This window comes from Nguyenibacter vanlangensis (genome assembly GCF_038719015.1).
Taxonomy (GTDB): domain Bacteria; phylum Pseudomonadota; class Alphaproteobacteria; order Acetobacterales; family Acetobacteraceae; genus Gluconacetobacter; species Gluconacetobacter vanlangensis.
Genome location: NZ_CP152276.1, coordinates 1,327,213 through 1,339,163, shown reverse-complemented (window position 1 = coordinate 1,339,163; position 11,951 = coordinate 1,327,213). Strand labels below are relative to the sequence as shown.

Here is an 11,951-nt window from a genome sequence, read left to right as displayed (position 1 = left end):
CCTCGCGGCAGGCGGGCGGCGCGCCTTGGCGCACCGCCCGCCGACCCGTTCGCGGCGGTCAGGATTCCAGCATGTCCGCCAGTGTCTCCACCGTGTTCATGTTGCGCACGGTGCAGGCGCCGACGGCGGGAAAGCGCAGCTTCGTGCGCCCCATGCCATGGCCGTAATGAACGTAGAATTCGCATTCCCCCGGCGATATCTCCTCGTCTCCGGCCTTGCCGGGGCATTCGGCCAGCATCGCTTCCGTCACGGGACGGTCCAGGAAATGGACGCCGACCCGATTCCCCGGCCGGCCGGCGAAGGGGTTGCGCGCGACGATCCGCCGCATTTCGGCGGCATCGCGCAGCATGACGGGCATGGGCGCGCCCATCCGCTCCGCCAGCCTTCCTTCCAGCGCGGCGCGGATCGCCGCCCGCGGCTGCGCCGAGTGAAAGACCACGTTGCCGCTGGCGATATAGGTCCGTACAGCGTCCAGCCGGGCCTGGCGGCAGATCGCCGCCAGCTCGGCCATCGGCAGCGCGCCGCTCCCCCCGACATTCACGGCCCGCAGCAGGGCGGTATAGGCATGGCCGTGGGCGGGGCCCCGGACTTGGGCAGGGTCTTGGGCAGGGTCAGGGGCCCGAACGGGGGCGGGGGGCGCCGCCATCATTCCTCGCCCGGAACCAGGCCGCGATGGCGCAGCATCGGCACGATGTCCGGGTCCCGTCCGTAGAAGGCGCGGAACATCGGGCCGTAATCCATCGTATGGCCGCGCGACAGGATCATGTCGCGGAAACGCTGCCCGTTCGCGCGGGTCAGCCCGCCATGGGCGCGGAACCAGGAATAGGCGGCATCGTCCAGCATCTCGGTCCACAGATAGGCATAATAGCCGGCGGCATAGCCGTTCGACCAGATATGCAGGAAATAGCTGGACCGATAGCGCGGCGGCACGTCGCGCGTATCCAGGCCCGAACGCGCCAGCGATGCCGCCTCGAACCGGTCGACATCCTGGCGCGGCGCGCGCGCCGGCAGCATGTGCCAGTCCATGTCCAGCTTCGCCGCGGCGATCAGTTCGCCCAGCGCATAACCCTGGTCGAAGCGCGCGGCCTTCTTGATCTTGTCCACCAGGGCCTGCGGCATCGCGGCACCGGTCTGGTAGTGCCGCGCGTAATGGGCGAACACGACCGGGTCCAGCGCCCAATGTTCGTTGAACTGCGATGGAAATTCCACGAAATCGCGCGCCACCGCGGTGCCCGACAGGGTGGGATAGACCTGGTCGGCAAACATGCCGTGCAGCGCGTGACCGAATTCGTGGAACATCGTGGTCACGTCCTCGAAACTGATCAGCGCCGGCTGGCCCGGCGCGGGCTTGGCGAAATTGGCGACGTTGTAGATCACCGGCTTCGTTCCCAGCAGATGCGACTGCCCGACGAAGTTCGACATCCAGGCGCCGCCATTCTTATTGTCGCGCTTGAAATAATCGAAATAGACCAGCGCCAGCGGCGACCCGTCCCTGTCCGTCACCTCGAACACCCGCACGTCGGGGTTATAGACCGGGATGTCCCTGCGTTCCTTGAAGCTGATGCCGTACAGCCGGTTGGCGGCAAAGAACACGCCGTCGCGCAGCACCCGGTCCAGCTCGAAATAGGGCCGGACCTGGGCCGCGTCCAGGTCGTACCGCGCCTTGCGCACCTGCTCGGCATAATGGGCCCAGTCCCACGGACGCGGCTGGAAATGTTGCCCGTCCTGACTGATGGCGGCGGCGATGTCCGCGACCTCGCGCTTCTGCTCCGCCAGCGTCGCGGGCACCAGTTGCGCGATGAAATGCTGCACCGCCTGGGGCGTGCGGGCCATCTGGTCATACAGGACATAGGACGCATAATCCGGATAGCCCAGCAGCGCCGCCTTGCGCGCGCGCAACTGCGCCAGTTCCGCGATCGCGGCCCGCGTGTCGCCCGTATCGCCGCGCTCGGCGCGCGTCCAGCTCCTGGTGAACAGCGCCTGGCGCGTGTCGCGATCGGTCAGGGCCGACAGGTCCGGCTGCTGCGTCGTGTTCTGCAGCGGCAGCACCCATTGCCCGGCCAGCCCGCGCTCATGCCCGCTCAGCGCCGCCTGCTGCAGCGCCGCCGGGTCCAGCCCGGCCAGCGCCGCCGCGTGCGGCACGACCAGCGCCCCCTGCTTGGTCGCCGCCAGCAATGTCTGCTGGAAATCGGTCTCCAACTGCGACAGGCGCGTATTCAACTGCCGCAACGCCGCCTTGTCCGGGTCCGAAAGCTGCGCCCCGGCATGGATGAATTGCTGGTAATAGACCGTCAGCAACTGCATCTGCTCGCCTGTCAGATGCAGCCCGGCCCGCGCCTCGTACAGCGTGCGCACCCGGGCGAACAGGGCAGGGTTCAGATAGATCGCATCCTGGTGCTGCGCCAGTTCGGGCGAAACGGCGGTCTGCACCGCATCCAGGGCCGGGTCGGTATTGGCCTGGTACACCCCGTCGAACGTCTCCGACACCCGGTCCAGCACCCGGCCCGACCGCTCCATCGCCACGATCGTGTTGTCGAAGGTCGGGGGCGCGGGATTGTCCGCAATGGCCCGGATCTCCGCCAGTTGCTGCGCCATGCCCTGCTCGAAGGCCGGCCGGTAGTCGCCGTCATGGATCAGGTCGAAACGCGGGGCCTGAAACGGCAGCGTGCTGGCCGTCAGAAACGGGTTGCCGGCGGCGCTGGCCCCCGCGGCATGGGCTGGCGGGGTCGCCCCGGACACGCAAGCCCACCCCGTCAGGCAGGTCGCGGCAAGTGTCCGAAGCCAAAGGGTGCGGGTCATGGTCCATCCTTCTGCGGTCATCCCGCCAGGATGGGCGCGGCGCGCGTAAAAATCCATCCACGATAAATACGAATTTTTATAGTGAATATAACGTGGGAGATCCCGACAAGCCACGCCGGACAGCATCGAAAATCCGCGCGAAAATTCAAAAAACCCAATAAAAACAATATTATATGTGATAATTATCGTTTGCGGCGCAAAATAACATATTTTCTAAGTTATTTATGATTGACCTTATGAAATCCGCTCGTATGATGCGCATTGTCCCCCGATTGATCGGGGTATGGGACACGTGCGCCCGGCCATGCACGATTGCGACCGTAAAGGCCATGATGATGACGCGAATGTGGACCTGGCAACGATGTAGCGCGCGGCGCTGCGGCCAGCATGGCGGGCCAGACGCCACGTCCTGACTACGGTGCCTCCTGGCGCCGGACATCCCGGTACAGCTCCCCCAGGGTGGATCATCATGCTCAATTCCACGATCATCGAAATCGACGGAATCTTTCTCGGCGCGGCCATCCTGCTGGACGGACCCGGCGCCCGGCGTTTCTACGCCGCGCATGACAGCGTGCGGGCGCTGCATAACGAAATCCGGCCGGACCTGACCGCGCTGACGCATCTTGTGGCCCGGCAATTCCACGGCAGCCGCGCGGATCGGGCGGCGTCATGACCGAACATTGCCCCCGGGCACACTGCCTCCCGGCGCGCGCGGCGGCCGTGCGTCCGCCGGCTTGGACCGGCCGGCGGACGGCCGTCCTTTCTCCCATCCGCTGGATGGACCGGGCAGGGATCGCCGCCTGCCTTGCCGCCGCATGCTGGCTGGCCCATCTGGCCTGGACCGGCCGAATGGGCCTGAACAGCCTGGCCGACGCGACGGCGACCCTTTTCGCGTTTTAACGTCCTGGGCATTTTAACGTCCCGGGCCCATGCGGCGGATGTGGACCGAGGACGGAAGAATCAGGCTGCCTTCTGGCTTTCCATGATATGCGCCAGAAGCGGCGCAAACTCCGACAGATGGGAAATCCGCACCAGGCCGGGCCATTCCGCCGAGGGCTCGTCCCGGTCGCGCAGCAGGACGCATGCCATCCCCGCGCGACGGGCCGCTTCCACACCAGGATCGGAATCCTCCAGAACGATGCAATTTTCCGGAGGAATGCCCTCCTCCCCGGCGGCATGGAGATAAATATCCGGCCGCGGCTTGGGCATGTCGAGATCGCGGCCGGAATGAATCCGGTCCTTTTCCAGAATCCTGTTCAGGCCCGTGCTCTGGAACTTGGCATCCATCTCGGCGATCGAGGAATTCGACCCGACCCGGATCGGCAGGCCAAGGTCGGTGACCGACTTCAGCATGTCCTCCGCGCCGTCGACGGTTTCCGCATCGGTCCTCATCATCCTGACAATGCGATCCTGCATCATCATATCCCACTCTTCCGGAAGATCCTCTCCGGACTCCCGGGCGATCATGTCCCTGATCTTCGCGAGTTCGCCGCCGGTGAAGATCCTGTGCGCCTCGGCATCCGTAATGGCCCAGCCATATTTCCGCGCCTCCTGGGCCATCAGCGCCGTGGACATACGCTCTCCATCCACAAGGACACCGTCGCAATCGAAAATGACCATGCGCAATTGACCGTCGACACGAATGGCGGAAGGTGTAATTTCAGTATAGTTTTTTAAAACAGACAAAAATATCCATCCTCTTTTGCAAAAATAGATCAATTTCCGCGAAAATGTCGGAATTTCCATGCGGTATCTTTAATATATACATACTAATTATTTTTTCTCGTTCAAGGGTTGAATTTTTATTATTTTCCGCATAATAAAGAAATATCGTCCGGATTTCACGGACATGACTCTCGATACATCCATGGGGTGCATCCATGGGGTGCATCCATGGATTGCCGCATCGGTGCCGGCGCCGCTTCCACCGTGGGCGGCTCCCCGGACCCGCGTCAGGCTTGGTGCCGCTCGGTTCTGCGCCCGTTCGGCGCGGCCGGGCCGGACGGGCGCGGGCGATGGGGCAGGGCGTGCTCGGCCATCCTGGCCGCCACTCCTCCTCCTCCGGGGGCGCTCCCTCGCGGTGCGCCATGCGCCGCATCATCCAGCATGGCGCGGGCGATCTCGCGCTCGCCCATGATCACGATATCCGCGCCCAACTGCCGCAGATGGATGACCGCGCTATCGAAATGCGCCCGCGCGATGATGGTGATGGCCGGATTGACGGCACGGGCCTGCTCCACGGCCTGCCCGGCCTCGAACGGTTCGGGAATGGCCACCACCAGCAGCCGCGCGGTCTGGACATGGGCTTCGGCCAGCACCGACGGATCGGCGGCATTGCCCACCACGACCTCGATCCCGCGCTCGCGCAGCGGCCGGACCAGCGCGTCCCCGGTTTCGACGACCACCAGCGGCCAGCCCTGGCGCAGCAATCCCTCCACCACCAGCGCGCCGACCCGGCCATAGCCGACGACCACCGCATGGCCCTGCCGGACGGGACCGCCCGCGCCTGCCGCCCCGGGCGGCGCGGCACGCCGCGCGTCATGGCGCGCCGCCCAGGGCGACAGCCGCCCGGCGATCAGAAAGGCCAGCGGGTTCAGCAGGATCGTCAGGATCGACACCGCCAGGATCAGGCTGCGCGCCGGGGCATCCAGCAGGCCCAGATCGACGCCCAGCGTCGCCAGGATGAACGAAAATTCGCCGATCTGCGACAGGCCGGCCGCCATGGTCAGGGCGGTCTGCATCCCCTGGCGCAGCAGCAGCAGGACGGAAAAGACGATCATCGGCGTGCCGACGAACACGGCCAGCAGCGCCCCGGCCAGCCCGGCCGGATGCCGCGCCACGGTCGCCGGCTCGAACAGCATCCCGACCGAGATGAAGAACAAAACCGCGAACGCGTCGCGCAGCGGCAGCGTCTCCTCGGCGGCATGCTGGCTCAGTTCGGATTCGCTCAGCACCATTCCCGCCACGAACGCCCCCAGCGCCAGCGACACGCCGAACAGTTCCGACGCCACATAGGCCACGCCCAGCGCCACCGCCAGCAGCGCCAGGCGGAACAATTCGCGCGACCCCATCCGCGCCACCGCATGCAGGGCGGCGGGAATGACGCGCCGCCCCACCACCAGCATCAGCCCGACAAAGGCCGCGACCTTGCCCAGCGTCACCGCCAGGGTGCCCGCCAGCAGGGGCCAGTGCGGCGCATGGCTTGCGCCGTCCCGCAACAGCGGCGCCACCGCCGGCAGCAGCACCAGCGCCAGCACGGTCACCAGGTCCTGGATCACCAGCCAGCCCATCGCCAGATGCCCGCGCCGCGTATCGGTCAGGCGCTGCTCGTCCAGCGCGCGCGTCAGCACCACGGTACTGGCCACGCTCAGCGCCAGGCCGAACACCAGGGCCGCCCGCCCGCTCCAGCCCAGCAGCAGCGCCAGGGCCATGCCCAGCGCGCCCGACAGCACGACCTGCGCCAGCGTGCCGGGCAGCGCGATCGCCCGCACCGCCATCAGGTCCCTGACGGAAAAATGCAGCCCCACCCCGAACATCAGCAGGATCACGCCGATATCAGCCAGTTGCAGGGCCACGCCATGATCGGCATCCGGCACCAGCGGCCCCACCGCCACCCCGGCCAGCAGATACCCGACCAGCACCGAAATCCCCAGCCGGCCGGCCGCCACCCCCAGCAGAAAGGCCAGCGTCAGGCCGATGACCAGGATGGTGATCAGGGGACTGGCATGGGGCATGGCCGATACTCCGCGTCACGCACGCAGTATCGTCATAACGGCCGGGCCCGCCCCGCGTTTCGCGCGGACCGGCATTATATTACGGGTTCGAAATCGTCATCACGGGCCGTGCCCTCGCCGTGGAAAAGGGCCGCTTGTCCCGGAAGCGGACATGCATGAGATGAAGCTTGACCAGGTGCCCCCGCTGCCAGCAAAGTCATGATTGCCTAAAAAGACAGCGATGCAGGTATGGTGATAACCTGCGGTCTCTGCGAGACAGTCACGTCTGCGAGACAGTCACGCTTGAGCGGGAAAGCCCGCTCTTGGCCATGGCCGGACACCGTGAGGGTTTTCTCCTTCGCGTGTGGTCGGTTGTGGGTGGCTACACGTCTCCGCTGCCGATCCATGTCCGTTTCACATACGGCGGAAAGGCACGATTATGAAACTCAATCACGTCAATCTTTATAGCCACGACGTATCGGCCGATCGGGCCATGTTCGCGCGCTATTTCGGTCTACGAACCCTGGTCGTCCGCGGAGAAAAGATGGCGGTGATGCAGGACGATGACGGCCTCGTACTGATCGTCAACCATTTCGATAGCAAGCTCGATGGCTTCGAATATCCCAGAGAGCTGGATATTCTGCATATCGGCTTCATCCAGGATTCCCGAGAGGCTGTTGATAACGTCCACGCCCGCCTGATTGCTGACGGGTGGGCAGTCCAGGCCCCGCGAGATTTCCACGGTGCCTGGACATTCTATTTCAGAGCAAAAGGGGGCTACTTCATTGAAGTTGCAACGCTGACTCCCATCAAGTCACACGATTCCCATCAAGGTTTGCGGCCGGCTTGCGTCACGACGTCATTGCCGCGCGTCGGCGAAGGCCGCTGACTGAAACCGCAGACCTATCACCAGGGGTACGGCCATTGCATTGACCGCCAGAGCCGACAGCCAGATGGCACCCGGCCAGTGATCGCGAACGGCGAAATAGATTGTCGAAAAGAGCAGCGGCCCGACGATGGACGCCAGGCTCATGGCGGATGCCAACACCCCCTGGAACCGGCCCTGTCGCTCATCATCGACCAGGCGGGTGGCCAGCGCCTGCAACGCCGGCGTGCCGATCCCGGCAAGGGCGACCACCGGCATGATCGCGAACACGATCCAGGGGCGCGTGGTGAAGGCCATCACGGTCAGTGCCACACACGCCCCCGCGATCCCCGTCAAGACCGTTCCGCGCTCGCCCAGCAGCCGCACGGCCGGGCCGGGCAGGATGGCCTGCGCCAGCGATTGGCACACGCCGAAGGTCCCGAGCGAAAGACCGATCCAGAGCCCATTCCATCCGAACACGTCATGACCCCACAGCGCCCAGCAGACGCCATAGACCTCGCCCGTCGCGCTCAATACGAAGAAGATCGCGATAACGGGCAACAGGGACCGCATCGAAAGCGCCCAGCGTAGCGGCCGCAGCGGGTTGAGCGCCGCGCGGTCGATCGTCTGGTGCCCTGGCGTGCGCGATTCCGGAAGAACGAACCAAGCGAGCAGCAGGTTGGCGGCGTTCAGCTTGGCGGCGGCGAAGAAGGGCAGTCGGAGCCAATAATCGCCAAGGACGCCGCCTGATACCGGACCAAGGACGAACCCGATGCGAACATGGCATTGAAAATGCCGAACCGCCTTGCCCGGGTCTCTTCCGGGGAAATGTCGGTGATGTAGGCGGTCGCGACCGGGATGTTGGCGCTGGTCAATCCGGCGACAGCCCGCCCGATCACCAGCAGCGCCAGCGATGGCGCAAGCGCCATCAGCACATAGTCGAGCGCCGCGCCGCCGAGCGAGATCAGCAGGACGGGGCGCCGGCCGAGCCGGTCGCTCAGCGCGCCGAGCACGGGCGCGAAGACAAACTGCATGGCCGCATAGAGTGCCGTGAGGATTCCGATGGTCGATGCCACGTCCCGGGCGTGCGTCACGTCCTCGATCAGACGCGGAAGAATCGGAAAGATCAGGCCGATGCCCATCGCATCGAGGGCGATCGCGGCGAAGATGACGAGAAGCGGCCGGGTCACAGCGCCGCCTCCAGCAACGGCTCGCCATCCCGAAAGAAACCGCCCGATGTGCCATCGGGGCCCGGCGTGGCGGCCCGCACATCGAGATGAGGGCGACTTGCTCCGGTGACAAGCGCAGTATTCGGGTGAGGGGCCTGCATAGGAAACAGCTCCATTGTCGATGTTCGACCGGAGCGTTTCCCGTTGTCGAGACCCGCACCGACGAACATATGACCACCTGCATGGTGGCCGACGTCCGTCGCGGGGATCTCAAGCACGAGGCCAAAGACCAGAGCTTTCGTTACCGAAAGACCTTGGGCTTACCAAACCAAGGCTGCCTTTTCCGACGCCGTTCAACTAGCAGAGCGGCCTGCGTCGGGCAATCATTCATACCCACGGTCCGGCCGCCCGCGGCCGGCGCTTACAGCGTCAGCGCCGCGACCGCCCCCTGCGCGGCTTCCAGCGACGCGGCCCGCTGCGCCACCTCCGGGCGATCCCCTCGTTCACTTGGATCGGACGACAAGGCGATCATGCACGGTCATGCCGAGCGCCATGGTCACAACAAAGGCGGCCACGGCCGGCAGGCCGAGCGGGAGAGAGGCGAGAGCCGGTCCGGGACAGAAGCCCGCCATTCCCCAACCGATCCCGAACAGGGCCGTCCCTCCGATCAGGCGACCGTCAATCCGCCTTGCGGCCGGCAGGTGGAATTCCGTGTCCAGAACGGGGCGGGACAGATGCCGCATGATGCGGACACCGACCGTCGCAACCCCGACCGCACCGGCCATGACAAACGCCAAGCTCGGATCCCAGGCGCCAAAGATATCCAGAAACCCCCTGACGCGGATCGGGTTCATCATGCCTGACAACGACAGGCCGAAGCCAAATACGGCCCCGCATATCAATGCCAAGGCGACCCGGGCGGCTCGGTTGTTCATAATCCGGCAATCCTCATGAGCGTTACGGTCAGGATGCCGGTCGCCATGAAGGTAGCGACCGCAGCCATCGAGCGCGGCGACAGACGTGCGAGTCCCATGACGCCATGCCCGCTCGTGCAGCCCGAACCCATGCGTGTCCCAAACCCGACGAGGAACCCGGCCAGAATGACCAGCGGTAAGGGAACCGCGATTCTGACGACGGGCCAGTCGCCAAATGCTCCCAGATAGGCCACGGGCCCGAGCAGAAGTCCCAGAACGAACGCACCGTTGAGACTACGGTCCTGCCCCAGCAGCAATCGCCCGACAATGCCGCTGATCCCTGCTATCCTGCCATCCAGAAGCAGGAACGCCGCGGCCGACAAGCCGATCAGCATGCCGCCGCAGAGAGACGCCCAGTACCCGTTCATGGTGGCTCCTGAAAAAATATAGTGCCCCGGCCGATGATCGCCAGACCGGCATCGCAAGATCGCGACAATCGCCGCAATCGCACGAAAGCGGCCAGAAGGCGTCGAGGCTATCTCCTGTATTTGTCGAAACCGACAGATAATGGAGACTTGCTATGAAAACATGGTTCATCACCGGCGCCTCACGCGGTTTTGGCGCGCGGATCGCGGCCCTGGCGCTGGCGCAGGGCGACAATGTCGTCGCCACGGCGCGCAACGCTATGTCGATCACAGAAAAGTTGGGCACAGAAAAGTTGGGCACAGAAAAGTTGGGCACGGAAAAGCTGGGCGATCGCGCCAATCTGCTGGCCCTGCCCGTGGACGTAACGCACGAGGCACAGGTGCGCGCGGCCGTGGCCGCTGCGATCGAGCGCTTCGGCCAAATCGACGTGCTGGTCAATAATGCCGGCTTCGGGCTGCTGGGCGCGGTGGAGGAAGCCGGTGCGGAAGAAGTGGAGCGTCTCTACCGCATCAATGTCTTCGGTCTGCTGGCGGTCACGCGGGCGGTGTTGCCGTCCATGCGTGCGCGGCGCTCCGGTCGCATTCTGAATATTTCGTCGATTGGCGGCTATCGTGCCGGGCCCGGCTTCGGCGTCTATTCCTCGACCAAATTCGCGGTCGAAGGACTTTCGGAGGCGCTTCATCATGAACTGACGCCGCTGGGTATCCACGTGACTGTCGTCGAGCCCGGCTATTTCCGGACCGATTTCCTTGACTCGTCCTCGCTGTCGGTCAGCCCGTCCCGGATCGACGATTATAACGATACGGCAGGTGCGGTGCGCACGCACGCGGCCAGCCTCAATCATGGCCAGCCGGGCGATCCCGACAAGCTTGCCAGGGTGCTGGTCGCATTCGCCGATGCGCCGAATCCGCCGGTTCGCCTGCCGCTCGGCAGCGATACCGTCGCGGCGATCGAGGCCAAGCATGTCTCCGATGCGGCCATCCTGGCCGAATGGCGGTCGGTATCCGTGTCCACCGATTTTGCCGTCGCCTGACCGTTCGTCGTCACGCCGAACCGATCTGCCAGGCATGGCCTGCCGGTCCGGACAGATGGTGTGTGATGCCGTTTCACGCTAAGACCCCGTCAACATGGTGATCGCCGGTCGGGATCGCCGGCGGGGAATGCGTGACATGACGGATGCCGCGATGCGGTTCGGAAAGGCACCGGAGGAACTGGCCCGCATCCTCGACCGGGCACCGCCGATAATGGGTGATGCGTTGCGGGGGGAAACCCGGTTGACCGGCCGGTGGGGCCATGGGGCCTTGCACGACCGTCTGCCCGGCATGGAAGGTCATGTCGTCATCACGTACTACGGTGATCCGCAGGACATCGTGTGGCGCGTCGGGCAGCAGCGCCTGGCGGGAGCGACACGGGCGGGCACGATCACCATCATCCCCGAGGGACATGACGGGCGATGGGACATCGCTGGGCCGATCAATGTCAGTCACGTTTTCCTGACCCGCGCGCGATTGCAGGATTGTGCCGACCAACTGGCTGGTGGAAAATCGGTAGAATTGCTGGCTCGAGTGAGTTTCGACGATCCTGTGGCGGCCCGCGTGATGGAGATGCTGGGCCGCGAAGCCGCGGCAGCCGATCCCTCGGCGCGGCTGTTCGTGGAGCAGGCCACCGATTTGCTGTGTACCCAGCTTATGCGGGGGCATTCCTCGTTCAAGGCCCTCGAACCCGCGGTCGACCGCCGTGGCCTGGCCGACTGGCAGGTGCGCAAGGTCACGGATTACATGCGCGCGCACCTCGACGAGTCGATCGGCCTCGATCGTCTCGCCGGTCTGGTGGGCCTCAGCCGGTTTCATTTCTGCACCGCGTTTCGGCAGGCGACGGGCAGAACACCACACGAATGGCTTGTCACGCTACGGATCGAACGTGCGTGCCAGTTGCTCGCTGGCCCGGAATTGTCCATCACCGACGTGGCGCTGGCGGTGGGTTATGAAACGCCCTCAGCCTTTGCCACGCGTTTTCGCAAGCAGATTGGCGTGACGCCGACGGCCTTCCGTCGTGCGCTATGACG

Annotated in this window: 11 protein-coding genes and 1 pseudogene; 5 read left to right on the top strand and 7 right to left on the bottom strand. The window is 65.0% G+C overall.

Annotated features, from left to right (window positions below):
- Positions 1-58 precede the first annotated feature (58 nt).
- Complete coding sequence (locus AAC691_RS06075) at positions 59-649, bottom strand: DUF1697 domain-containing protein (protein ID WP_342629323.1); 591 nt, start codon at positions 647-649, stop codon at positions 59-61.
- Complete coding sequence (locus AAC691_RS06070) at positions 646-2,799, bottom strand: M3 family metallopeptidase (protein WP_342629322.1); 2,154 nt, start codon at positions 2,797-2,799, stop codon at positions 646-648. Before AAC691_RS06070 ends, AAC691_RS06075 begins: the two co-directional genes overlap by 4 nt.
- A 469-nt stretch (positions 2,800-3,268) precedes the next feature.
- Here AAC691_RS06070 and AAC691_RS06065 point away from each other — a divergent pair, with 469 nt between their 5' ends.
- On the top strand, positions 3,269-3,472 hold the full coding sequence (locus AAC691_RS06065) for a hypothetical protein (RefSeq protein ID WP_342629321.1): 204 nt from the start codon (positions 3,269-3,271) through the stop codon (positions 3,470-3,472).
- Positions 3,469-3,699 (top strand): hypothetical protein, encoded by a 231-nt coding sequence (locus tag AAC691_RS06060; protein ID WP_342629320.1) that lies wholly within the window; start codon positions 3,469-3,471, stop codon positions 3,697-3,699. Before AAC691_RS06065 ends, AAC691_RS06060 begins: the two co-directional genes overlap by 4 nt.
- 60 nt (positions 3,700-3,759) lie before the next feature.
- Here AAC691_RS06060 and AAC691_RS06055 read toward each other — a convergent pair whose 3' ends face one another.
- Both AAC691_RS06055 and AAC691_RS06050 read right to left on the bottom strand, forming a co-directional pair.
- On the bottom strand, positions 3,760-4,419 hold the full coding sequence (locus AAC691_RS06055) for an HAD family phosphatase (RefSeq protein ID WP_342630160.1): 660 nt from the start codon (positions 4,417-4,419) through the stop codon (positions 3,760-3,762).
- A gap of 332 nt (positions 4,420-4,751) precedes the next feature.
- Positions 4,752-6,533, bottom strand: coding sequence for a cation:proton antiporter (locus AAC691_RS06050; protein ID WP_342629319.1), 1,782 nt, complete (start codon positions 6,531-6,533; stop codon positions 4,752-4,754).
- 418 nt (positions 6,534-6,951) lie between these two features.
- Here AAC691_RS06050 and AAC691_RS06045 point away from each other — a divergent pair, with 418 nt between their 5' ends.
- Positions 6,952-7,401, top strand: a complete 450-nt coding sequence (locus tag AAC691_RS06045) for a VOC family protein (protein WP_342629318.1) — start codon at positions 6,952-6,954, stop codon at positions 7,399-7,401.
- Here the strand turns inward: AAC691_RS06045 and AAC691_RS06040 are convergent.
- From AAC691_RS06040 to AAC691_RS06030, 3 genes and pseudogenes are all read right to left on the bottom strand, one after another.
- Positions 7,372-8,519, bottom strand: a pseudogene (locus AAC691_RS06040) (TCR/Tet family MFS transporter). The gene AAC691_RS06045 and the pseudogene AAC691_RS06040 overlap by 30 nt on opposite strands.
- A 530-nt stretch (positions 8,520-9,049) precedes the next feature.
- Positions 9,050-9,400: a DUF6691 family protein gene (locus AAC691_RS06035; protein ID WP_408906099.1), complete on the bottom strand. Its 351-nt coding sequence runs from the start codon at positions 9,398-9,400 to the stop codon at positions 9,050-9,052.
- 77 nt (positions 9,401-9,477) lie between these two features.
- A complete protein-coding gene (locus tag AAC691_RS06030) occupies positions 9,478-9,906 on the bottom strand; it encodes a YeeE/YedE family protein (protein ID WP_408906098.1) in 429 nt (142 codons plus the stop codon).
- 134 nt (positions 9,907-10,040) lie between these two features.
- Here AAC691_RS06030 and AAC691_RS06025 point away from each other — a divergent pair, with 134 nt between their 5' ends.
- Both AAC691_RS06025 and AAC691_RS06020 read left to right on the top strand, forming a co-directional pair.
- The gene (locus AAC691_RS06025; protein ID WP_342629316.1) at positions 10,041-10,919 is read left to right on the top strand and encodes an oxidoreductase; all 879 of its coding nucleotides are present in this window, start codon (positions 10,041-10,043) and stop codon (positions 10,917-10,919) included.
- Between the two features lie 136 nt (positions 10,920-11,055).
- Positions 11,056-11,949, top strand: a complete 894-nt coding sequence (locus AAC691_RS06020) for a helix-turn-helix domain-containing protein (protein WP_176639799.1) — start codon at positions 11,056-11,058, stop codon at positions 11,947-11,949.
- Positions 11,950-11,951: the final 2 nt, after the last annotated feature.

What these genes read in the sequence shown, in the direction of transcription:
- AAC691_RS06075 (WP_342629323.1), bottom strand. Translation starts at nt 649, where the DNA reads ATGATGGCGGCGCCCCCCGCCCCCGTTCGGGCCCCTGACCCTGCCCAA.
- AAC691_RS06070 (WP_342629322.1), bottom strand. Translation starts at nt 2,799, where the DNA reads ATGACCCGCACCCTTTGGCTTCGGACACTTGCCGCGACCTGCCTGACG.
- AAC691_RS06065 (WP_342629321.1), top strand. Translation starts at nt 3,269, where the DNA reads ATGCTCAATTCCACGATCATCGAAATCGACGGAATCTTTCTCGGCGCG.
- AAC691_RS06060 (WP_342629320.1), top strand. Translation starts at nt 3,469, where the DNA reads ATGACCGAACATTGCCCCCGGGCACACTGCCTCCCGGCGCGCGCGGCG.
- AAC691_RS06055 (WP_342630160.1), bottom strand. Translation starts at nt 4,419, where the DNA reads ATGGTCATTTTCGATTGCGACGGTGTCCTTGTGGATGGAGAGCGTATG.
- AAC691_RS06050 (WP_342629319.1), bottom strand. Translation starts at nt 6,533, where the DNA reads ATGCCCCATGCCAGTCCCCTGATCACCATCCTGGTCATCGGCCTGACG.
- AAC691_RS06045 (WP_342629318.1), top strand. Translation starts at nt 6,952, where the DNA reads ATGAAACTCAATCACGTCAATCTTTATAGCCACGACGTATCGGCCGAT.
- AAC691_RS06035 (WP_408906099.1), bottom strand. Translation starts at nt 9,400, where the DNA reads ATGAACCCGATCCGCGTCAGGGGGTTTCTGGATATCTTTGGCGCCTGG.
- AAC691_RS06025 (WP_342629316.1), top strand. Translation starts at nt 10,041, where the DNA reads ATGAAAACATGGTTCATCACCGGCGCCTCACGCGGTTTTGGCGCGCGG.
- AAC691_RS06020 (WP_176639799.1), top strand. Translation starts at nt 11,056, where the DNA reads ATGACGGATGCCGCGATGCGGTTCGGAAAGGCACCGGAGGAACTGGCC.